Origin of the sequence: Acidisoma sp. (assembly GCF_035492295.1) — a bacterium.
In the GTDB taxonomy this organism is placed as follows: Bacteria; Pseudomonadota; Alphaproteobacteria; order Acetobacterales; family Acetobacteraceae; genus Acidisoma.
This window is the reverse complement of sequence record NZ_DATJJK010000226.1, coordinates 16451-38695: the sequence shown is the minus strand read 5'-3', so window position 1 is coordinate 38695 and position 22245 is coordinate 16451. Positions and strand designations below refer to the sequence as shown.

The window sequence follows — 22245 nt, the reverse complement described above, 5'->3', positions numbered from 1 at the left end:
GCCCTCGTTCCCGGCCTCTCGATCTACCACAACATGTTCCTGAACCGGGAACCGCTGCGCGCGGGGCCCTTCCGCCTGCTCGACAACCGGTCGATGCGCCGCCGGGCGGCCGAGGCGCTCGAGGATATCGGGGTCAACATCCCGAACGTGAACGAGGAAGTGGCCATGCTTTCGGGCGGCCAGCGCCAAGCCGTCGCCATCGCGCGTGCGGTCTATTCCAAGGCCAAAATCCTGCTGCTGGACGAGCCGCTCGCCGCCATGGGTGCGCGTGAATCCGGCCTCATCCTCGACCTCATCGACCGCCTGAAGAAGCGGGCCGACCTGTCCCTCATCATGATCGCGCACAACTACGCCCAGACCCTCGAGGTCTGCGACCGGATCATGATGTTCCAGCACGGCGAAGTCACCTTCGAACGGAACGCGGCGGAAACCTCGGTGCCGGAGCTGCTCGATGTCGTGAAGCGCAACTACAAGGTGGTGCGCGGCGGGGCCTGAAAGCGGCCGCGCCGAACCCGGTTGCTCAATGGCGGCCCCGGCTTCAAATAGCCGGGTCCGCCATTTTTTTGTTCGTCCTGCCCTTTCCCGGAACGCAACCCTGGCCCGGGGGGCTTTCAAGTTACAGGACCAGCCATGTCCTGTATAAGACCGCTCATATCCTTGAGAAGCAGGTCACATCTGATGTTCATCGAGACCGAAGGCACGCCGAACCCCGCGACGCTGAAATTCCTCCCGGGCCGCGCCGTCATGGGCCATGCCACGGCCGATTTCGCGAGCGCGGAGGCCGCCGACCACAGCCCGCTCGCCAGCGCTCTCTTTATGCTGCCCGGGGTCTCCCGCGTCTTTTTCGGCACCGATTTCATCACGGTGACCAAGAGCGAGGACGAAGCCTGGTCCGCGCTGAAGCCCCAGGTTCTGGGCACGCTGGTGGAGCATTTCGTCTCCGGGCGGCCGATCGTGAATGCGACGCAAACGGCAGCCGCGGCTGAAGACATCGCCCCCGAGGACCAGGAAATCGTCGACCAGATCAAGGAGCTGCTGGATACCCGGGTGCGCCCCGCGGTCGCCGGTGACGGCGGGGACATCGTCTTCCACGGCTATCGCGACGGCGTCGTGAAGCTGCACATGCAGGGCGCCTGCAGCGGCTGCCCCTCCTCCCGCGCGACGCTCAAGCACGGGATCGAGAACATGCTGCGGCACTATGTCCCGGAGGTCGTGGCCGTCGAGCAGGTGGAGGAGTTCTGATACCCCACCCGCTTCCTGCTTATTGCAGGGCGAGAGCGTCACAGCCGGCAGGGACCTCCTTGCCGGCTTTTTCTTTGGCCCCGTCGTTGCAGTCGGCGGCCGAGGCGACCACCGGGGCGGCCTCAGGCGGCCGGGCATAGAGCTTCATATGGATCAGGTCGCCGACCTGGACATCCGCGACCGGCGCACCGAGCGGCTTCACGATGCGGGCGAAGCTCGGCACCGGCGTGCGGTCCGCCTGGCCGACGCGGCCGAACATGACCCAGACCCGTCCGCCGTCCTGAAGATGCTTGGCGGCACGGAAAACGTCGGTCGTCCAGTTCGAGGCGGGGATGACCTCACCCCGCCGGCTGAGGAAAAAGTTCATCATATAGACGGGCAGTTCGTCGGAGATGAGGATCATGTCGCCGGGCTTCATGTCCCGGGTGAGCACGCGCGCAGCGAGATCCCAGCGCGGCTTGGTCTCGGCATTGTAGTAGGGCACGAGGTTGGCGACCGCGAGCAGCAGGACGGCGACGACCGCCCCGTTGCGGAAGCGCGCGGGGAGATAGTTGATGCCGAGGCCAACGAAAATCAGGAAGGGCACCGTGCTCCAGATGAGATAGCGCGGCATCCAGAGCGGCTTGACGATCGAGATCAGCAGGATGAGGAGCGGCGGCACCGCCGCCGCGATGACCAGCGCCGGGATAAGGCTGCGCGACCGCGGGCCCGAGCCCCAGCCAGCGCGCAGACGGCGCAGGTAGAGCAGCCCGAGCACACCGAGCACCACCACCAGCACGCCGAAACCGGGCACCGCCGCCGGAAAGACATGGAAGTTGATCAGCCGGGTGACGCGCATCAGGTAGAGGGAGCCGAGCACCGAGTAGAAGCTATGCCAGGTGATCTGGGGCACCCAGTTGGTGGCATTGGTCATCTCGCCATGGGTGAAGACATCCATTGCCCCGAACCACGGCAGGGTAAAAAGCAGCACAATCCCCTGGGCCAGAAGCCAGCGGCGGAGGAAGCGCCCACGGTCGATCTCGTGGTCGCGCAGCAGAATGGCGATGACGGCAAGATTGGCCGAGATCAGCCAGAAAAAGCCCGTGCTGAGGACATTGAGCGCACCGAGCGTGCCGAGTGTGTAGATGACCCAGGGAGCAAGACGGGCGCCCGGCATGCCCCAGGGGAGGCTGGCGGCGCGCGAGTCCCGCGCAAGTTGGACGAAGCCCAGAAGGCCGATCGCCATCATCAGAATGACGAAGGTGTAGGACCGGGCCTCCTGCCCATACTGCACCTGCAAGGGAGAGAGGGCGAGCAGCATCCCGGCGACGAGCCCTGCCCGCCAGCCACCGAGCTCTCGGCCTATGAGGAAGAGCACGCCACAGGAGGCCGCACCGAAGAACGCCGAGGGGAGACGGAGCACGAATTCCGTCATGCTGCCGAAACGGCCGAAGGCGCCGGCCAGGGCGAAATAGGACGGCAGGTGATGATTGGCGAGGGAATCGGTCACCATGTCCCAGAAGGGCAGGCTCGCGCGCTGAACGGTCGTCACCTCATCCAGCCAGAATGGCATGGCGTCGATGCCGTAGAAGCGGGCGATGAAGGCGACACCGGTGACCAGCACGAAAAGGACGATCGCAATCCGGATCTCCGGCTGCCGCTGCAGCCAGACCTTGGTCCGGGCCAGAGTGGAAGATGACTCCTCAGAGCGGTGCGTTACGGTCGACATGGTCTCTCCCGGGGGCCGACATGCGTTATGATCGGTGACGATGCAATAGGATTGCGGCGGATTTGCATTCGCCTTGCGCCTTTCCCGTGCCCGAACCGCCCGGAAGAAAAGCCTCAGCCGCGCCGGTGCAAATCACCCAGGAAGCGATCCCGCCAGGTGCCGAGGCTGTTCCTGCGCAGCACCGCCATCATCTCGGCATGCCGCTCCCGCCGTTCGGCAAGCGGCATGGAGAGTGCCTGCTCCAGTGCCTCGGCGATGGCGTCCGGGTCATGCGGATTGACCAGGAGAGCCGCCTTGAGCTCGCAGGCCGCGCCGGCGAATTGAGAGAGCACCAGCACGCCTGGATCGATCGGGTTTTGGGCCGCGACATATTCCTTTGCGACGAGGTTCATGCCGTCCCGCATCGGCGTGACGAGCCCGACATCCGCCAGCGCGTACATGGGCATGAGCGCCTGCCGCGCGAAGCCTTTGTTGAGGTAGCGCAGCGGCGTCCAGTCAAGCTCGGCGAAGCGGCCGTTGATGCGCCCCGCCTCCCCTTCAAGCTCCAGCCGGATTTCCCGGTAGGTCTCGACATCCGTGCGCGAGGGGGGCGCGATCTGCAGGAAGGTCACGGCGCCCCGCCGTGCCTCGTTCTGTTCGAGAAAGCGCTCATAGGCGAGGAAGCGCTCGTTCAGCCCCTTGGAATAGTCGAGCCTGTCGACGCTGATGATGAGCTTGCTGTCCCCGGTGGAGGCGCGCAGCTTCGCCATTTGCGGGCATTCGGCCGCCGGCTCTGCCTGGGCGCGGATCTCGTCCACCTGGACGCCGATCGGATAGACGCCGGTGCGAACCACACGCCCGAAGACCATGAGCGCGCGACCCGGCAGGAGATGGCCGTCCGCCTCGCGCAGCACGTAATCCTCGAAGGCGCGACGATCGACCTCGGTCTGGAAGCCGATGAGGTCATATTGGCAAAGTGCGCGGGCAAGTTCCTCATGGACCGGGATGGTCATGAAAACCGCCGCCGCCGGAAAGGGCGTATGGAGGAAGATGCCGAGGCGATTGGTCACACCCTGGGCCCGGAGCGCCGCGGCGAGGCCGAGCAGGTGATAGTCATGCGCCCAGACGATATCGTCCGGCGCAAGACCTTCGGCCACCGCGCTCGCAAAGAGCGCGTTGACCCGACGGTAGCCGGCATAATGGCTGCGGGAGAAGCGCGCGAGGGCAGAGCGGTAATGCAACACGGGCCAGAGCGCGGAATTCGCGAAGCCACGGTAATAGTCGTCGTAGTCGCCTTGTGCGAGGTCAAGCATCTGCAGCCGGATGCGGCCCTTCTGGCGTTCCGGCTGGATGCGGCTTTCGCCTTCGGCGATCTCCCCGCTCCAACCGATCCAGAGGCCGCCCATTTCCTGCAGCGCGTCCAACACCCCGGCAGCGAGGCCGCCGGCGGTCGGCTGCCCCTCCTCAATGGGCGCCACGCGGTTGGACACAACGATCAGCCGCCCCGCCTGAGCGGCGGAGCTGACGCCTGCGGCCGTCTCGCGGAGAGCACCCAGCGCCTGGCCGAACATCGTCTCATCCATCGTGATCGTTCCTTTTGATCAGACGCGAGGATCGGGAACCCCTGAAGCGGATGGCCTGGGATCAGGCCGCCCGCACCATGGGAATGACGTTCTGCCGCGTCAGCAGGTCCCGGTAGGGACCCGGGCGCGAAGACAGTTCGGTGGGCGAACCGTCATCCACCACCGCACCGTTATCCATGACGATGATGCGGTCGAAGTTGCGCAGGGTAGAGAGGCGGTGGGCAATGGCGACGACCGTGCGGCCTTCCATGAGCGTGTCCAGCGCGCTCTGAATTGCCTGCTCGGATTCAGTGTCGAGCGCCGAGGTGGCCTCGTCGAGCAGCAGCAGCGGCGCATTTTTCAGAATGGCACGCGCGATCGCGATGCGCTGGCGCTGGCCGCCTGAAAGCTTGGTGCCGCGGTCACCGACGATGGTGTCGAAGCCTTCGGGCAATTCCTCGATGAATTCCCGGCAGCGGGCGAGTTCAGCGGCGTGCAGCACCTCGGCAGTGGTGGCCGAGGGCCGGGCGTAGCGGATGTTCTCCAGCACCGTGCGATGGAAGAGCGAGATGTCCTGCGGGACGACAGCCATGCCCTGACGCAGGCTTTCCTGGGTCACGCGTGCGACGTCCTGCCCGTCGATCAGGATGCGGCCTTCGCTCGGATCGTAGAAGCGCTGCATCAGGCTGAGGATGGTGGACTTGCCGGCACCGGAGGAGCCGACGAGGCCGACCCGCTCACCCGGCTTGATGGCGATGGAGACGCCCTTCAGCACCTCCGGACGGCCGGGATAGGAGAAGCGCACGTCGTCAAACTGGACGCCGCCGGCCGTCAACAGCAGCGGACGGGCCTGGGGCGCATCCGGCAGTGCGTGGGGCAGCAGGAGCGTCGCGGTCGCCTCTTCCAGGCGAGCCACATGCTGGGTGAGGTCAACAAGGGCGACGGCCAAGTCACGCGTGCCGTGCAGGATCGTGAAGCAGAGCGAACCGATCAGCACGATGTCGCCCGGGGTCGCCTGACCGTGGCCCCACAGGACCACCGCCCAGGCCATGACGCCGGCCGAAAAGATCGCCGTCACGCCGGCATGGAGAAGACGCAGCTTCTCCAGATACTTCAGGCTGTTGTGGCGGGCGTCCATCTCCTCGCCGATGGTCTCGGCGATCCGCTTCGATTCACGGAAGGTCGCGCCGAAGGCACGCACAACCGCGATGTTGCCGATCACGTCTACGAGTTCGCCATCGACGCGGGCGGCCGACCCGGCATAGTTCCGGTGCAGCGGCCCGCCGCGGCGGGCAAGCAGGAAGATGATGAAGGCGAGGCTCGCGCTGATTGCCAGCATGACGAGAGCCATCATCGGATTAACCGAGGTCACGAGAGCGATTGAGAAAATCACCGCGACCACGGGCGGCATGATGTTCCACGCGAGCGTGTTCTCGGTCGTGAAGATCGCATTCGCCGTGGCGGTCACGCGACCGGAAAGGGTGCCCGGCAGACGGTCGGCGAAGTAGCTCGGGCTGTGACCGGCAAGATGGTTGAAAAGGTCGCGCCTGACATCACCCGTCACCTGGACAAAGAGACGCGCGGCAATCCAGCCGCCGACGCGCCACATCATATTGTCCGCAGCAATCAGCACGGCCAGGATCGCGAAGGCGATCCAGACGCCGTGGACGGCGGCGGCGCCATGGCCATGAGACACCGCATCGACCAGATTTTTCAGCCCGTATTGTGTCAGCACCGAGCAGAGCACCGCCACCAGCACAGACACCATGACGCCGGAATGCGCCCACGGGTGGCGTGCGACGAAGTGACACAGAAAGCGGATCGGTTTGCCGCGCAAGCCGAGCAGCGTTTCCGTCTGCTTCGGGGAGGCCGGCGAGAATTCGCCGCCCATCGGCGCATTGCGATCTGTTCCGGAGCGTGAGTAGCCGTCCATTCCGTCATCCTCTTTTCAGCGGACCGATCAACTTTCCGAAGAGGAAGCGCTGATCCATCCGCATCATCTCGTCAGGAACCCGTCGAATTCCCAGATGGTGCACATCGCGAGGATGCGGCCATCACTTCAGGTTGATGGATGACTTAAAGAGCGATCGTAGCGGAAATAGGGCGGGTTTCGATGGTTTGCCTATATTTCAAAGCTTTAGCGCCGAGATTTCGCCACATTCAGCGCCGATGGTGCAGGCTGAGGTTCAAATGTTGAGTCTCGAGATTAAGTAATTTTCCTATCCTATTAGAAGTCAACGAATGTCGCCGCAGCAACCCGTGTGAGCCTCGGGTGGCGCCGGCCTTCAGGAGAGTTCGACGAGATGCGTATCGCCCAGGTGTCCCCTCTCTACGAAGCCGTACCGCCCCGCCTTTATGGCGGAACGGAGCGGGTCGTCTCGTTCCTGACGGAGGAACTCGTCGCCATGGGCCACGAGGTGACGCTCTTCGCGAGCGGCGACAGCCGCACCACCGCCAAGCTCGAACCGATGTGCGTGGAAGCGTTGCGCCTCGATCCCAATATCCGCGACCGCATGGCGCCGCATATGATCATGATGGAAGCGGTGCGCGAGAGAGCGGACGAATTCGACGTCATTCATTTTCACAATGACTACCTCCCCTTCTCGCTTTTCTCGCGCCAGCCGACACCCTTCGTGACGACCATCCACGGCCGTCTCGACCTGCCCGAATTCGTCGATATCTACGGCGCTTTCCCGAAGGTCCCGCTCGTTTCGATTTCGGACAGTCAGCGCGCACCGGTGCCGAACCTGAATTGGGTGCGGACGGTGCATCACGGCCTGCCGACGAATATCCTCACGCCGCGCAACGTCCGCCAGGACTACTTGGCCGTGCTCGGCCGAGTATCCCCCGAAAAGGGGGTCGACAAAGCCATCCATATCGCGGGCAAGGCGGGCATGCGGGTCAAGATCGCAGCCAAGGTCGACACCGCGGATCTCGAATATTTCGAAGCCGTCATCAAGCCCCTGCTGAAGCAGCCGCATGTCGAGTTCATCGGTGAGATCAACGAGATGCAGAAGCCGGATTTCCTCTCCGGCGCCCATGCCCTGCTCTTCCCGATCGACTGGCCGGAACCTTTCGGCCTGGTCATGATTGAATCCATGGCCTGCGGCACACCGGTCATTACCTATGAACGCGGTTCCGTTCCCGAAGTGATCGAGGACGGGCTGACGGGCTTCATCTGCCGCGACGAGGCGGATGCCGTGCGCGCAGTGCGCCGTATCGGGGAACTGGACCGCGCCCAGGTGCGGTCCCGCTTCGAGGAGCGCTTCAGCGCCCGCCGCATGGCGGAAGACTATGTCTCCGTCTACGAGGAGATGGCCGAGAAGCCGCGTGCCGCGCAGCTCCGGGCCGTGGCCGGCTAGGCGCCCCCGGCTGGGCGCCCCCGGCTAGGCGCCCCCGGCTGAGCCTTTCGGTTGCCTTCGGGCGACCTGCGGCCGCGAGAATGCTAGGAAAGGGCGCCGGAGACACTCCGGCGCCCTTTCTGTATGAGCAGCCCCATGGCGAAGATTTCCATCACCGCCGGCTTCGCGATTGACGATGCCGATCTCTCATTTCGGTTCGTGCACGCGAGCGGACCGGGCGGCCAGAACGTCAACAAGGTGGCGACCGCCGTGGAACTGCGCTTCAACACCCAGGGTGAAACCGTGTTTCCTGAAGGGATGCGCCCGCGTCTCGCGCGCCTCGCCGGCCAGCGCATGACGCTGGACGGGGTCATTGTGATCTTCGCTCAGAGTTTTCGCAGCCAGATCCGCAATCGAGAGGAGGCGATGGAGCGGCTGCGTGAGCTGCTCCAGGAGGCCGCGACGGTTCCACGCAAGCGCCGGGCGACCCGCCCGACCCACGGAAGCCAGGAACGCCGCCTGCAATCCAAAGCCCGGCGCAGCGGGATCAAACGCCTGCGCGGCACCCCTGACGACTAGACGTCATTGCGCGCCCCATTGCTTTCGCAGCCAGGAGAGGAGATTTTGCCGACAAATTGAAGCCTCGGAGTTCTGTCCATGCCTCCTGAATATGCCGTAGGACTTGCCGTCGTCGCGGTCCTCGCACTGATCATTCTGATCGCGCGTTTCAAGCTCAACCCTTTCATTGTCATCTTCGTCGTCTCTCTGGCCCTCGCGCTCGCCGCCGGCATGCCGCCCGGCAAGGTCGTCAAATCATTCGAGACCGGGGTCGGCAATTCGCTTGGCCATATCGCCATCATCATCGCTCTGGGCACGATGCTCGGCAAAATGCTGGCGGAGTCGGGCGGTGCGGAGCAGATCGCCAACACGCTCATCCGTTGGTTCGGGCCAAAGAACGTCCATTGGGCGATGGTGCTGATCGGTATCGTCGTGGGCCTGCCGGTCTTCTTCGAAGTCGGCTTCGTGCTGCTGATCCCGATTGCCTTCAACGTGGCCAAGCGCACCGAAACGCCGCTTCTTCTGGTGGCGCTCCCCCTGATCGCCGGTCTTTCCGTGGTGCACGGGCTGATGCCGCCGCATCCGGCCGCGATGCTGGCGGTTCAGGCCTTTCATGCCGATATCGGCCACACGATCCTGCTCGCCCTTGTCGTGGGCATTCCGGCGGCCATCATCGCAGGCCCGCTCTACGCAATGTTCATCGGCCCGCGCACGATTCTCGACCCGAACAATCCGATGGCCGAGCAGTTCCTTCATGCCGAGCCCAACCGCAGCCTGCCGCCTTTCGGCGTCACGCTCTTCACCCTGCTGCTGCCGGTGATCCTGATGCTGCTCGGCAGCTTCGCCGATCTCTTCACGACGAAAGGCTCCGCGATCTACGGATTGCTGACCTTCCTCGGGAATACCGACATCGCGCTGCTGCTCGCGGCGATCCTCAGCTTCATCACCTTCGGCGTCGCGCGCGGCATGTCGCGCGAGACGATCCTGGTCTTCACCAATGAATGCCTGGCACCGACCGCGATGATCACGCTGCTGATCGGCGCGGGCGGCGGTTTCGGCCATGTGCTGATCGACAGCGGCGTTTCCCATGCCATCGTGACCATGGCGCTCGGCGCGCATGTGCCGGTCGTGGTGCTCGCCTGGCTGCTGGCAGCCGTGGTGCGGTTGGCCGTCGGTTCCTCGACCGTCGCGATGATCACATCCGCCGGCATCGTGGCACCGATCGCCGCCCACACGCCGGGGATTTCCGCACCGCTTCTGGTGCTCGCGACGGGCACCGGCTCGCTCATCTTCAGCCATGTCAACGACGGCGGCTTCTGGCTGGTGAAGCAATATCTGAACATGAGTGTCGCGCAGACGCTGAAGAGCTGGTCTGTGATGGAGACCATCATCTCGGTCTTCGGCCTGGCCATGGTTCTGCTGCTGGCGGCGATCGGCGTCTGAACCGGACGATCAGGGCGGAGGCTTTGTCTCCGCCCTGGCTTCTCACGCAGCGGCGAATTCGCCTTCGAGCCAAGTGCCGCGAACCTCCAGAGCCTCGGACAGAAGAACCAGATCGGCCCTGAGACCGGGCGCAATCCGGCCGCGATCGGCCAGGCCCATGAAGGCCGCAGGGTAGGTGGAGGCCATGCGGAGCGCGCGCTCCGGCGTGCAACCCAGCATCGAAACGGTGTTGCGCACGGCGGCCGCCATGTCGAGATCGGCACCTGCGAGGGTGCCGTCCTCCCGCTCCAGGCGCCCATGGCGGCGAAGGATGCGATTGCCATAGAGGTTGAAACCGTCTGCCTCGGTGCCGAGGACGGTCATCGCATCAGTCACCAGGAGCATGCGATCTTCGGGCCGCGCGGCAAGGGCCAGGCGCAGCGAGGCGGGGTGGACATGGACACCATCCACAATCAGCCCGCACCAGGCGGACGGGTCAAGGAAGGCCGCGCCTACCGGCCCCGACTCCCGCCCGGCGAGCGGCGGCATCGCATTATATAAGTGGGTGAAGCCACGCAGGCCGAGGGCGATCGACTCGGCAATCCGCTCGGCGCTCGCGGCCGTGTGCCCCGCGCTCAGCACGACACCCGCAGCTGCAAGCCGCCTCAAATCGGCATCCGTCGCCTCTTCCGGCGCAAGGGTAAGCAGCAACGGAAGATCGGCGGCGGAAAGACAGAGCCAGTCGACATCGGCCGTTTCCATGCGACGGATCAGCGCCGGATCGTGAACGCCCGGCCGACGGGGACTGATGAAGGGTCCTTCAAGATGGATGCCGGCGATGCCGCTGCCGGGTTGCGCCATCACCTCGCGCACGGCGATGACACCCTGATGCATGACCACCGGCCGGTCGGTGATGACGGTCGGCAGGATGGAGGTCGTGCCGAAGCGGCGATGCGCGGCGGCGATGGCCCGCGCGGCCGCGGCGGTCGGAGTCTCATTGAACAGGACGCCGCCACCGCCGTTGACCTGCAGGTCGACGAAGCCGGGAGCGAGGATGCTGCCTTCCGGCAGCGACTCGACTTGCACCTGTGAGGGCGCAGCACTGCCGGTCAGAAGATCGAGAACACGGCCTTCGGCGATCAGAAGGGAAAGCCCCTCCTCCAGACCCGCTTCGGTGAGGATACGGGCGCCGCGCAGCAGCAGAGGGCCGCTCACAGGCCGAGCCTGTCAGCGATACGGCCCCAGGCGAGACGGCCCTGCACCGCGAGCGGCCAAAGGCCGTGGAAAGGAATGGGCTTGAGACCGGTAACTGGCATGTCGAGGCTCTCTTCGGATTCGCCGCCGATGCGGCGGGCAACGATGCCGCCCATCGCCGTCGCCATCGCGACGCCGCGGCCGTTATAGCCGAGCGCGATCAAGACGTCCGGCTCCGGCTCGTGCAGATGCGGATAATGGTCCGGTGTCATGGCAAGCTGGCCGTTCCAGCCATGGGTCCAGCGGACGGCCTTGAGCGCAGGCCACAGCTTCTCCGCGTAGCGCTGAAGGAGGCCGAAGCCCTCCGGGCCGGCCATATGATGCAACTTGCTTCGCCCACCCATGAGAAGACGGTTCCCGACGTCCAGCCGGTAATAGACGGTGATGGAGCCGAGTTCGTAGAGCACGCCACCGCCGGGCATGACCTGCTGGCGCACCGAGTCGGGCAGAGGTTCGGTTGCGGTGATGCCGGACCAGACCGGAACAACGGAGCGACGGAGCCCGGGCCAGAGATTATCCGTATAGCCATTCGTGCCGATGACGAGCCGGTCGGCCATAACGCTGCCTTTCGGCGTGGTGACCTGCCATTTTCCGTCTGCCATGCGCTGGAGCCGCGTGGCCGGACTATGGGAATGAAGGCGCGCGCCAGCCGCGATCGCGGCGTGAGCAAGACCACGGGCATAGCCGAGCGGATTGACGGAGCCGCCTGTCGGATCTCTCAGGATGCCGTGATAGCGCCGGGTCCCGGTGAATTCGGCCGACTCCGTCGCATCAAGGTAGCGGGCATCGTTCAGCCCGCGCTGCTCATACTGCGCCGCGAGCACCCGCAGTCCGGCCAGGCTCTTGGCACTGACGGCGGCCCGCAGCGTGCCTGACTGCTGCGCTTCGCATCGGATCTGGTGACGCTCGACGAGCCGAAAGAGCGCCTCCGGCGCTGCGTAGGAGAAGCGCACCATGCGATGGCCAAGCGCCCCGAATCCGTGCTCGACCTCCTCCGGATCCGGTTTGAGGCCAGGATTGACCTGGCCACCATTGCGACCGGAGGCGCCCCAGCCCGGCTCCTGGGCTTCGAGCAGAAGAACGTCGGTGCCGCTTTCCGCGAGATGAAGCGCGGAGGAGAGACCGGTGATGCCGCCACCGATGACGACGACGGCGGCGCGGGCCGTCCCCTCGAGCCGCGGCAGGGCAAGGGGCGGAATGGCGGTGTCCGCATAGAGGCTGGGTGGCAACGGTTTGTCGACGTGCAGAGACATGGCGCCCATGAGTCCGGTGATGGCTCAGCCTAGAGTGGGATCGTGTCAGATTGAAGCGACACAGCTTCTATCTGACACGTGAATCACACTCTAATCGGTTGAAAAGGGGTCTGAATCACGGTGCAGGTCGCCGCTCGCGTGATGTCGGCCGAACCGCTCTGACCCTGCCGCCCGTTGCTGCGCCCGCGAAGGCGCACACCCGAAGTCCTGCCAAACATGAAGGCGACGATATCCTTCCACGGCGCTGATTGAACAAAAAGAAACCGCCCGCAACGAGTTGCGGGCGGCTGGGTCTTGAAGCGCGGGGCGCCCTGGAAGAACCGGGGCGGGGTCTCGCTTAGGAGAAGAGCTTGTGGTCGACGCCGACCAGCGTGATCGTCGTGCCATCGGAGAGGGTGATGACGTCGCTGCCGCCGGTGACGGTTTCCGTCGGGGTGACGCTCGCAGAGTAGCCGTAACCACCGAAGGCGAGGGTGTCGTTGGAGTTGAAGCCGATGATGACTTCGCTGCCACCGGCATGGCCGTTGACGAAGCCGAAGACGTCATTGCCGGAACCGGCCGTGATCGTCGAGGCGCCGCTGCCACCGATGACGGAGTCCGCACCGCTGCCCAGCGTCGCGACCAGCGTGCCGGAATTGCCCAGCGGGTTGGTTGCAATCGTCTCCGCGCCCGTCGTCTGGCTGAGATCGACGCCCGTCGTGCCGCCCTGGCCCGCAACCACGAGGTTGTTAGCGCCGGTCACCGTGAAGAGGCTGGTGCCCGTGCCGCCAACCAGGGTGCTGTTGGAAGCGGATGCCGAACCCAGGATGTCGCCCGCGCCGCCCGTGACGGAGGAACCGCTACCGCCGAGGGAGAAGGTGGTCTGGCCGGAAGAAGCGCCAAAGAGGGTGGTGGACCCGGTCGCCGCCGTGATGGTGTCATTCGGCGCAGCGAAGATCGTGGTGTTGGTCGTCGAGGTGATGCTGTTGCCACCAGCCGAGGTATCGGCGACCGCCGTCGTGCCGCCGCTGATCGTGTAGGCAGTAGCGGAGGTACCAAGGGTCGCCGCGCCGCCCACCGAAACCGTGCCACCACCGGTGAACGCCGTGTAGCTCGTGCCAGCGCCGAAATAGGTAGCGAAGGCCGCTGAAGCGCCACTCGCATCGGTAAAATTGGCAGGTGTCGTCCCGCCGCTCATTGTCGTTGTGCCGCTCATCGCCGTCATCTCCGCAAAAAATGACCCGAACTCAAACCGGGCGGCACTGTGACAGTGCCTGATTAGATCAACCGGACATTAACCTTAGGAAAGGTGTAGTCGCTCAAATGATGCGCAGCAACAGGAAATTGCAAGAAAAATGCCGCAACGCGGAAAACTCTCACGCCTGTGATCCTTGCGCCACACGCAGACTTGGCTTTCGCGTCCGGCGGAGCTTCCTTGCCATACCGCTCGCCTGAAATGAAGCCTCCACATGGCAGAATCTGACGAGCATGGAACCCCGGCCCTCCCCTCGCTGGCAGTTTCGCTTCCTGCTATCAGCAGCAGTCATAATCCAAGGGAGTGAAGTGGCATGTATCTCGGCATCGATCTGGGTACCTCGGGCATCAAGGTCGTACTCGTTGACGAGACCGAGACCGTGCGGGCGACCCATACTGAAGCGCTTGAGGTGTCCCGCCTGCATCCAGGTTGGAGCGAGCAGAATCCGGAAGATTGGTGGCAGGCGACGCTGCGCGCGATCGATTCGCTGGCCCAAAGCCATGGGCCGGCCCTCGCCGCGGTGCGCGGCATCGGCCTGTCCGGGCAGATGCATGGCGCCGTTCTGCTGGATAGGGCAGGCCACCCGCTCCGCCCCGCCATCCTCTGGAACGACACCCGCTCGGAAGCCGAATGCCGCCTCTTGGAGGAGCGCCTCCCCAACCTGGGCCAGATCACCGGCAATCCGGCGATGCCCGGCTTCACGGCGCCCAAGCTGCTTTGGGTCCGCACCCACGAACCCGATGTCTTTGCCCAGACGGCGAAGGTGCTCCTGCCCAAGGCCTATCTGCGCTATCGCCTGAGCGGCGAGATGATCGAGGAAATGTCGGATGCCGCCGGCACGCTCTGGCTAGACGTCGGCGCCCGCGCCTGGTCGGAGGAGGTCCTCGCCGCAACCGGCCTCCCGCTCAGCGCGATGCCGCGCCTGGTCGAAGGGAGCGCCCCCGCAGGCCAACTCAGCGACGATCTCCGGGCACGATGGCGCATGGAAACGTCCCCCGTCATTGCCGGCGGTGCCGGCGACAACGCCGCCGGCGCCGTGGGGCTGGGGGCCATCCGCCCCGGAAGCGCTTTCCTCTCGCTCGGCACGTCAGGCGTGCTCTGGGTGACCACGGATCGCTTCCGTCCCAATCCGGAAGCCGCGGTCCATGCCTTCTGTCACGCCATTCCTGGCCTGTGGCATCAGATGGGGGTCACCCTATCGGCCGCCGCCAGCCTCGCCTGGTGGAGCCGTGTCGCGGGCGAGAAAGAAGCCACCCTTCTGCAGAACCTGCCCGAGGCGCCGTCGGCGCCTTCGGAAGCGACCTTCCTCCCGTATCTCTCCGGCGAGCGGACGCCACATAATGACGGCATGATCCGCGGCGCCTTCCTCGGCCTGTCGCAGGATACGACCCGGGCCGCCATGACCCAAGCCGTCCTCGAAGGCGTCGCCTTCTCCTTCCGCGACTGCCTGGACGCGCTGCGGTCGGCGGGAACCGAGATCACCGAGGCCGATGTCATCGGCGGCGGCTCGCGCAGCGGCACCTGGATCACGATCCTCGCCTCGGTGCTCGGACTGACCCTGCATCGACTGGCCGATGGCGAACACGGGGCGGCCTTCGGTGCCGCACGCCTCGGACGTCTGGCTGCAACAGGCGAGGACCCGGCGACCCTCTGCACGCCACCGCGCCGCCTCTCCGCCGTCGCGCCCATTCCCGCGCTGCAGGAAGCCTATGAGGCGCGGCTGCCCTTCTATCGGGCACTGTATCCCGCGATCAAAGGCGCTCGTACGGCCTGATTTGCCAGATTGGGCGCGAAGGATTTCCCTTGAAGAAGCGGGGCGCGACACCTTGTTCCTCTGCATAAGCGCCGCCCAGCCCCGCTCGGCGGCCTCATTCAGGAGAGTATGCGATGTCCATCATCGGCTGGATCGTGCTCGGCCTCATCGCCGGTTTCATCGCGAGCAAGATCGTCAATCGTAGCGGCGAAGGCTTCTTCATGGATATCGTGCTCGGGATCGTGGGCGCACTGGTCGGCGGCTTCGTCTTCCAGTCCTTCGGCGCGGCCGGCATCACGGGCTTCAACCTCTACAGCATGGTCGTGGCTGTGATCGGTGCGATTATTCTGCTCGTCATCTACCATGCCATCTTCGGACGACGGGCTTATTGATCCTGCGCACTTGCCTAATGGGAAAGGCCGCGCCTTCGGGCGCGGCCTTTTTCATTTCATCAGTGGGACAGGAGCACGCGGACGTGAAGCGTCGCAGCCGGGTCGCCCTCTTCTTTCCGGAAAACACTGTCCCCATCTCACATCTTAAGAGGACGCGCAGACTGCGCAGAGTCCTCGCAGTATAAGGAGACGCAGGATGGACAAGGATCGCACCTCAGGTATCGGCCACCAGGTCAAGGGTACCGTCAAGGAAGCTGCCGGCAAAGTGACCGGAGACAAGAAGATGCAGGCCGAAGGCAAGGCCGAAAAGGTCGGCGGCAAGGTGCAGAACGCTTATGGCGGCGCCAAGGACAGTCTTCGCGACGCGACGAAGTAATCTTCTTCGCATGATCGAAGTAAAACCGGCCGGGCAGCAATGCCCGGCCGGTTTTTTTGTCCGGCCGGGTCCTGACCTCAGGCCTGCGGTTTCGCCAAGTTTCCCTGCACGAGCTCGTGGATGAATTCCATCTTGGCGATGACGCCAGGACTCAGGATGAAGGGATAGAGGTCGTTGATGCCCATGCTGCGGTTGAGGCTGTTGACCGCATAGGTAAGCGGCAGCCAGGCCTCGATCAGCCCGCCGATAGGCCCTGCCCCATAAGGATTGAGGGTGATGTCGGCATGCAGATCAGGGTCCGAAGTCTTCTTCGGATGGACGCCGAGTTTAAAGACCGACGCCGTCTCCAAGGTATCGACGATATGAAGGTAGTGGGCCCAGGTCTCGGCGAAATCCTCCCAAGGATGGGTGGTGGCGTAGTGGGAGATGAAGTGCTCCTGCCAGCCGGGGAGCGGCCCCTGATCGTAATGGCGCTGCAGGGCCTGGGCATAATCCTCTCGGTCGTCCCCGAAAACAGCCCGGCACGCATCGAGATGACCACCGTCCCGGACCAGGATGTCCCAGTAGAAATGACCGATCTCGTGGCGGAAATGGCCGAGCAGCGTGCGGTAGGGCTCATGCATCTGCGTGCGCAGGCGCTCGCGCTCGGCGTCGTCCGCCTCCTGCATGTTGAGGGTGATGAGCCCGCTGTCATGCCCGGTCATGACGCGCGTAGCACCGGGCACAGGCATTTCCGCCAGAAAATCGAAAACGAGGCCATGCCCCGGCATCTCCGCGATGGTGGGCCGAGGCACGCCGAACTTGATCAGCTGGTAGAAAAGCCTGTGCTTGGCAATTTCGAGCTTTTGCCAGCGTGGCAAATGATCGCCGACCGAAAGATCCGGAATCGTACGATTATGCCGGCAGGCGAGACAGAAGCGGTCATCGCTCAGCGCCGGGACCAGCCAATTGCAGGCGTCATGCGCCGCATTGTCGCAGAAGCGGAACTGCTGGCCGGGACTGTCTACCGGCTGCCAGCGATCCCCGGCCTCATGAGCCTCGGCTGAGGCTGCGAGGGCGAGAAGCTGGCCGGTGGCCGGGTCGTAGCCAAGCCGCGCACCGCAATTCTCGCAGGACCGGTTTTCGAAAAAGAGAAGCTGGCCGCAGTTCTGGCAGCTGAAGAGTTGCATCGCCCCATCCGTCTGTGAAAGGAAAGCGCCTATCATCTGGGGATGAGATGCTTTGGTGCGAGAGGGGGGATTCGAACCCCCATGACTTGCGCCGGTCGATTTTGAGTCGACTGCGTCTACCGTTCCGCCACTCTCGCGTCGAAGAGCGCTCTAGCATGCCAACGAGCCCGCGAGAAGGCAGCACGCGAGCGGGAGGGAGGTCTGCTTTCAGCACGTAAAAAGGGGACCGAAGTGGCGTTGCAAGCCCATGACACCTCCGCTATAGGGTCCCCGCCCGCTGTTCCCGGATAGCTCAGTTGGTAGAGCAAGCGACTGTTAATCGCTCGGTCGTAGGTTCGAGTCCTACTCCGGGAGCCACGGGCCCCTCCCCATTTTCCCAGCTTTCACTTGATCGCCGCATGCGGCTCCATGTCACGGCATGACTTCCGGTGCCAGTTCGGGCATGGAAGTGGCCGGATGCCGGAACATGCCTGGAAAGGTAGGCGATGCAGATCAAGCGGCGCGCTCTGGTGGCCCTGGGCACCTCGGCCCTCGCGTTGGGAAACAGCCGCACCGACGCGGCAAGCCAATCGCCCGTGCAGCAGGCGCTGGCAAGCTTCGCCGCCCTGCCCGCCACCACGGGCGGGTTGGTCTCCGTCGTGCAAGGCAACTCGCGCTGGGAGGTGGATCATGACGCCGACAGCCATCTTTTCATGGGCAGTGCGGTCAAGACATTCATCCTCGCCGAGGTTCTGCGCCAATGCGAATCCGGGCGCCTGTCCGAAGACCAGCCGATCCTGATCGACGACCGCGTACGTTCCCTCGTCAGCCCTGTTTTCGCTGACCTTTCCGGCCACGCGCCGCTCCGGATCGTGCTTGAGGCGATGATATCCCACAGCGATAACACGGCGACCGATGCCGCCCTCGGCGCTTGCGGCGTGGCGCCGGTGCGCGCTCTGATCGCCCAGGCCAATCTGCGCCAGACCGAAATCCCGATTTCGACCCGCCAGTTCTTTTCCTATCTCGCGGGCGCGCCCTACGGCACCGATCTTGGCTGGGCGGGGATGGAGGCGTTACGGAAGGGCAAGGATTTCGGCAAGACCCGCGTGCCGCTCAACGGCCGCGAAACCATGGCGAGCACGGCGCGGGAGATGGTCGCCTGGTATGAAAAGGCACTGTCGGGCGCTTTTTTTTCCAAACCCGAGACGACGACGGAATACAAGCGCATCCTGTCCATGGGCGATGCCATTCCCCTCGTCGTGCCGGCCGGCATCGCCGCCTATGCAAAAGGCGGCAGCATCGACTGGGAAGACTTCCACTGCTTCGCCCTGGCCGGGCAGATGATCCTGGACGGCACGCCGGCCAGCTTCTGCTTTGCGATCAACTGGACCGGCCCGGCAGACGGCGTGGCACCGATGTTCGACGCCTACCGACAGGCTGTGGCCGGCGTTTTGGAAGCGGCCCGCAAGGCCTTCACCTAGCCATCACCCCGCTTACGCCATGGGAAAATTCCGCTGGGTCCTGCCCTTTCGCTTGGTTTCATGCAGGGCCCGATCCGCGCGCGTCAGCGGCGGGAACGCGAGAAGGACATACCCGCGGGGCGCGACCCCGTGCGGAGCCCTTCAAGGGAAGGCACTGCATGCTGCGCAGTTGCGACAAAAGAGCCCAGTCCATTCCAGACAAGGGCGGCCCAGTGCTAAATTCCTCCGCGCTGCAAACCGGACAAGCATTGAGGACGAGACCGTGACCCGAAGAATGCTCCTGGGTGCCATTGCGATGGCGACCCTCCTCCCGCTGCAGGCCCTGGCGCAGACCGACACTAATCTTGCTGCGCTGCATGGGCTGGCCCCGCTCGTGGCCTTGCCGAATACGGCGGGAGGCCGCGCCGCCCTTGGCGCCAATTACACCGTGACCGCGGGCATCCAGTCGGGGAAGGTTCGGCAGCCGACATTGCTTCCCTTCGCGGAACAGGAACAGCAAGCCCTGCGTGACGCCTTCATCACGAAGGGCAATCTGGTGGAGCTCTCGGACGGTCTCGGTACGACCCTCGGCGCTGCCTACGAAGCGCGCGCCCATTATATCGATGACGAGCACTTCACGAATATTTCACCGGCCGTGCAGCAGATCATTGTCTACGCGCTCAATATCAGCGGCGCGGACTCTAATTCCGGAAAGTTCTTCTTTGCCAACGGTACCACGAACGGCAAGGAGCCCGTCTCTGATGCCGCTGCGGCCATTCTGAAGGACATGAACGCCACGCCGGACGTGTTCGGCCGGGCCTATGATCTTCCCGCCGGCAGCCCAGGTGCCGATACCTTCGGCGATTCGCGGCCCTTCCAGACAATCCCCTCGATGCGCGCCATCACCGGCCCCGACTACTTCGACGATCCTGCCGACAACACCGTCTACAATCGGGGCCCGATCATGGACCTCGTCAATAGTCCGTCCTTCCCGAGCGGCCATACGACCTACGGTTACACCGGCGCCATCATCCTCGCCCTGCTCGTTCCGGACCGCTACCAGCAGATGATCGCCCGCGCCGCGGAATACGGGAATGACCGCATCATCCTGGGTGCCCACTACGCCATGGACGTTCTCGGCGGCCGCACCCTCGCCACCTACGACATGGCGCACCTGCTCGCCAATGATCCGGCCTATGTCGGCCAGAAGATCAAAGGGGTCTCGATCAAGGATTTTCGGGCCGCAATCACCATGGCACGAAGCGACGTAACGCAGGTTCTGCAAGCCGCCTGCGGCAATTCGGTTGCTGTCTGCGCCACGGAGGATCACGGCCGCTTCAGCAACGCGGCGAATAATGCCGCCTTCTATGCGGCGACCCAGACCTACGGCCTGCCCACCGTCTTTCAAAGCACGGCGACCGGCAAGGAGGATGTCGGCCAACTCGCGCCCGAAGCCGGCTATCTGCTGACCGTCGCCTTCCCGGCGCTGACGCTGAAGGAAGCCGACCAGATCCTGACCGAAACCGAGGGACCGGGCGGCGGCTTTCTCGACAATGGCTCGGAGTTTGGCGTTTATTCCCGCCTCGATCTTTATACCGCCGCCGGGCGGGCGGCGGAACTCGCGGCTGCGAAGTCAGCACCGCCCGCAGCCGCCCCTCTCGCGGCGCAACCGGCGGCGAAGACCAACGACCAGACACCGAAGACGACCGGCCCTTGAGCCACCAATTGGGCTGAGAGGAACGGCCCGGCTTCGTCCGGGCCGTTTTTCTATAGGACATTTCAGCGGAACCATGAGCAGGTCGGCCGAGTCGCCTCCTCCATTGACGTGGGAAATTTTCCCACATATTTCTCTGACGGAGCATGGCGGGATACCATCACAGCCCGCCCGGGAACCGATTGCATGATCCAACCATTTGGTCCGAGAGGCCGCTTCTCTCTGATGCTGCTTCTCGCCGCCGGCCTGTTGAGCGCATGCAGTGGTGATTTTGCGGCAGCGCCACCGGCCGCGGAAACCGCCGCGGCGACACCGGCGCCCGGCACGATCACCACGCATATCGATGGTCGGGCGAGCTTTTTCATGGGCGTCGGCGGAAGCAACTGATCATGCGGGGGCGGCTGATCGCAGGCTGGCGCCAGCAGCCGGCGCAGGCTCTGAAAGGGGCCTGTCTGGCCGGGTTCGTTTCCGCGCTGCCGGGCTGCACCCCGCCGCCGCCCGCGCTGGTGGCAGTGCCTGGCGCCACACGAACGGCACAGGATTTCGCCCAGGACGATTTGTTCTGCCGCCGCCATTCCTCGTTCGGATCCGCGGAGGCAGCCGCCGGCACGGGCCAGGGCCAGCCAGTGGACTATCTTCAATGCATGGCCGCGCGCGGAGACATCATCACCGAGGCGCGTTCACCGGCGATTACGGTGACCTATCTCTCCTACCCCACCACCGATCCGTGGCCGTATTTCGACTGGGGCTGGTGGCTGGGCTTCGGCCCAGCCTGGGGCGGACCTGACCCACGCGGGAGACCGGAAGCAGGGCCCGCAGGCAGGCCCGCGATTGGCGGCAGCCCCTTCCCGCCGGGTGGCGACTGAACGGCCCGCTCAGTTGGCCGCTTCCTTCGGCCAGCGCCGATGCAACCAAAGCCAGGAGCCAGGCTCGTCCGTAATCCACCGCTCGAAGGTGCGATTGACCGCGCGCATGAGTGTCGCAATGTCCGCCTGCCGATCGCCGGTTTGCGGCAGCGGCAATGGCGGCTCGACCTCCAGCCGAAGCCGCGCCGAGCCGGTGCGGCGGACCCGACCCGGAATGACCGGGCAACCGAAGCGCAGGGCGAGCGCCGCCAGGGCCGGCGCCGTCATCGCGGGGCGGCCGAAGAATTCAACGGGGATGCCATCGTTCATTTTCTGGTCGGCCAGGATCCCAAGATAGCCGCCGCCGGCAAGATGGGCGAGCGCACCGCTGGCACCTTGCGCGCCCTTCGGGAACATCGGCAGGTCCAACCCGGCCGCATCCCGGCGCAGGCGATTGACCGCTTCATTGACCCTGACGTTGGAAAGCGCGCGGTAGAAGCTTGCCATCGGAATCCCGGCATGGGCCAGGATGCGTGGAAGCATCTCCCAATTGCCGATGTGGGCTGAAAAGAAAATTGCTGGGCCGCCGCGGGCTGACTGATCCCGCAGGATGTCCTCGCCCGCGATTTCCCAGCCCGGACCCGATGAGGTGCGTTCGAGCTTGGCCAGATGAGGCAATTCACCCATGGTGCGGCCGATGTTCTCCCACACGTCCCGGATGATCTGGCGACGGGCAGCCGCGTCGAGCGCCGGAAAGGCGTGGGCAAGATTGGCATCCGCCACCTTCGAGACCGGCAAGCGGGTGCCGATGGAGACTGCGATGGCCCCCCCGAGGTCGGAGGCCCGCGCCGCGCCGAAGCGGCGCATCAGGCCCAGCGCTGCCTGGAATCCCGTCTCCTCCACAACGCCCATTACACTGCTCATCCCGCCACTCCGTCGTCAGACACCCCCAGTGAAGAATCTGGAATGAAGGATTTTTTTGCGCTGCGACAAGATACCGGCCA

General features: G+C 64.7%; 20 protein-coding genes and 2 tRNA genes. 13 read left to right on the top strand and 9 right to left on the bottom strand.

What is annotated here, in order from left to right:
• Positions 1-495 (top strand): ATP-binding cassette domain-containing protein (locus tag VL752_RS17120; protein ID WP_325357074.1); only part of this gene is annotated, 495 nt, incomplete at its 5' end.
• Positions 496-678: 183 nt separating this feature from the next.
• A complete protein-coding gene (locus VL752_RS17115) occupies positions 679-1242 on the top strand; it encodes a NifU family protein (RefSeq protein WP_325357073.1) in 564 nt (187 codons plus the stop codon).
• 19 nt (positions 1243-1261) lie between these two features.
• Here VL752_RS17115 and VL752_RS17110 read toward each other — a convergent pair whose 3' ends face one another.
• The 3 genes from VL752_RS17110 to VL752_RS17100 form a co-directional block, all read right to left on the bottom strand.
• The gene (locus VL752_RS17110; RefSeq protein ID WP_325357072.1) at positions 1262-2950 is read right to left on the bottom strand and encodes a glycosyltransferase family 39 protein; all 1689 of its coding nucleotides are present in this window, start codon (positions 2948-2950) and stop codon (positions 1262-1264) included.
• Positions 2951-3063: 113 nt separating this feature from the next.
• On the bottom strand, positions 3064-4512 hold the full coding sequence (gene otsA / locus VL752_RS17105; protein WP_325357071.1) for an alpha,alpha-trehalose-phosphate synthase (UDP-forming): 1449 nt from the start codon (positions 4510-4512) through the stop codon (positions 3064-3066).
• 61 nt (positions 4513-4573) lie between these two features.
• Positions 4574-6424 carry an ABC transporter ATP-binding protein gene (locus VL752_RS17100; protein WP_325357070.1) on the bottom strand — a complete coding sequence of 617 codons (1851 nt, stop codon included), beginning with the start codon at positions 6422-6424 and terminating at the stop codon, positions 4574-4576.
• 370 nt (positions 6425-6794) lie between these two features.
• On the opposite strand from VL752_RS17100, the gene VL752_RS17095 reads away from it, so the two are divergent.
• From VL752_RS17095 to VL752_RS17085, 3 genes are all read left to right on the top strand, one after another.
• Positions 6795-7853, top strand: coding sequence for a glycosyltransferase family 4 protein (locus VL752_RS17095; RefSeq protein ID WP_325357069.1), 1059 nt, complete (start codon positions 6795-6797; stop codon positions 7851-7853).
• A gap of 135 nt (positions 7854-7988) precedes the next feature.
• On the top strand, positions 7989-8411 hold the full coding sequence (gene arfB, locus VL752_RS17090; protein WP_325357068.1) for an alternative ribosome rescue aminoacyl-tRNA hydrolase ArfB: 423 nt from the start codon (positions 7989-7991) through the stop codon (positions 8409-8411).
• 78 nt (positions 8412-8489) lie between these two features.
• Positions 8490-9833 carry a gluconate:H+ symporter gene (locus VL752_RS17085; RefSeq protein WP_325357067.1) on the top strand — a complete coding sequence of 448 codons (1344 nt, stop codon included), beginning with the start codon at positions 8490-8492 and terminating at the stop codon, positions 9831-9833.
• A gap of 42 nt (positions 9834-9875) precedes the next feature.
• Here VL752_RS17085 and nagA read toward each other — a convergent pair whose 3' ends face one another.
• From nagA to VL752_RS17070, 3 genes are all read right to left on the bottom strand, one after another.
• Positions 9876-11027, bottom strand: a complete 1152-nt coding sequence (gene nagA / locus VL752_RS17080; RefSeq protein WP_325357066.1) for an N-acetylglucosamine-6-phosphate deacetylase — start codon at positions 11025-11027, stop codon at positions 9876-9878.
• Positions 11024-12319: an NAD(P)/FAD-dependent oxidoreductase gene (locus VL752_RS17075; protein ID WP_325357065.1), complete on the bottom strand. Its 1296-nt coding sequence runs from the start codon at positions 12317-12319 to the stop codon at positions 11024-11026. Before VL752_RS17075 ends, nagA begins: the two co-directional genes overlap by 4 nt.
• A gap of 337 nt (positions 12320-12656) precedes the next feature.
• Positions 12657-13514: a hypothetical protein gene (locus VL752_RS17070; RefSeq protein ID WP_325357064.1), complete on the bottom strand. Its 858-nt coding sequence runs from the start codon at positions 13512-13514 to the stop codon at positions 12657-12659.
• 352 nt (positions 13515-13866) lie between these two features.
• On the opposite strand from VL752_RS17070, the gene xylB reads away from it, so the two are divergent.
• From xylB to VL752_RS17055, 3 genes are all read left to right on the top strand, one after another.
• Positions 13867-15327, top strand: coding sequence for a xylulokinase (gene xylB / locus VL752_RS17065; RefSeq protein ID WP_325357063.1), 1461 nt, complete (start codon positions 13867-13869; stop codon positions 15325-15327).
• 113 nt (positions 15328-15440) lie between these two features.
• Positions 15441-15698, top strand: a complete 258-nt coding sequence (locus tag VL752_RS17060) for a GlsB/YeaQ/YmgE family stress response membrane protein (RefSeq protein ID WP_325357062.1) — start codon at positions 15441-15443, stop codon at positions 15696-15698.
• A 196-nt stretch (positions 15699-15894) separates the two neighbouring features.
• The gene (locus VL752_RS17055) at positions 15895-16074 is read left to right on the top strand and encodes a CsbD family protein (RefSeq protein ID WP_325357061.1); all 180 of its coding nucleotides are present in this window, start codon (positions 15895-15897) and stop codon (positions 16072-16074) included.
• A gap of 77 nt (positions 16075-16151) precedes the next feature.
• On the opposite strand, the gene VL752_RS17050 is transcribed toward VL752_RS17055, so the two are convergent.
• Both VL752_RS17050 and VL752_RS17045 read right to left on the bottom strand, forming a co-directional pair.
• Positions 16152-17243 carry a zinc-binding metallopeptidase family protein gene (locus VL752_RS17050; protein ID WP_325357060.1) on the bottom strand — a complete coding sequence of 364 codons (1092 nt, stop codon included), beginning with the start codon at positions 17241-17243 and terminating at the stop codon, positions 16152-16154.
• 53 nt (positions 17244-17296) lie between these two features.
• Positions 17297-17380 (bottom strand) — tRNA-Leu (locus VL752_RS17045).
• Between the two features lie 144 nt (positions 17381-17524).
• Between VL752_RS17045 and VL752_RS17040 the strand changes: the two genes are divergently transcribed.
• The 5 genes from VL752_RS17040 (at position 17525) to VL752_RS17020 (ending at position 21262) form a co-directional block, all read left to right on the top strand.
• Positions 17525-17600: transfer RNA gene (locus VL752_RS17040), tRNA-Asn, on the top strand.
• Between the two features lie 128 nt (positions 17601-17728).
• Entirely contained in the window at positions 17729-18703 is a 975-nt protein-coding gene (locus VL752_RS17035) for a serine hydrolase (RefSeq protein ID WP_325357059.1), read from the top strand.
• Positions 18704-18965: 262 nt separating this feature from the next.
• Positions 18966-20399 (top strand): phosphatase PAP2 family protein, encoded by a 1434-nt coding sequence (locus VL752_RS17030; RefSeq protein ID WP_325357058.1) that lies wholly within the window; start codon positions 18966-18968, stop codon positions 20397-20399.
• Between the two features lie 222 nt (positions 20400-20621).
• Positions 20622-20783 (top strand): hypothetical protein, encoded by a 162-nt coding sequence (locus VL752_RS17025; RefSeq protein ID WP_325357057.1) that lies wholly within the window; start codon positions 20622-20624, stop codon positions 20781-20783.
• A gap of 2 nt (positions 20784-20785) precedes the next feature.
• Complete coding sequence (locus VL752_RS17020) at positions 20786-21262, top strand: hypothetical protein (RefSeq protein WP_325357056.1); 477 nt, start codon at positions 20786-20788, stop codon at positions 21260-21262.
• A 9-nt stretch (positions 21263-21271) separates the two neighbouring features.
• On the opposite strand, the gene VL752_RS17015 is transcribed toward VL752_RS17020, so the two are convergent.
• Positions 21272-22165 (bottom strand): lysophospholipid acyltransferase family protein, encoded by an 894-nt coding sequence (locus tag VL752_RS17015; protein ID WP_325357055.1) that lies wholly within the window; start codon positions 22163-22165, stop codon positions 21272-21274.
• Positions 22166-22245 lie beyond the last annotated feature (80 nt).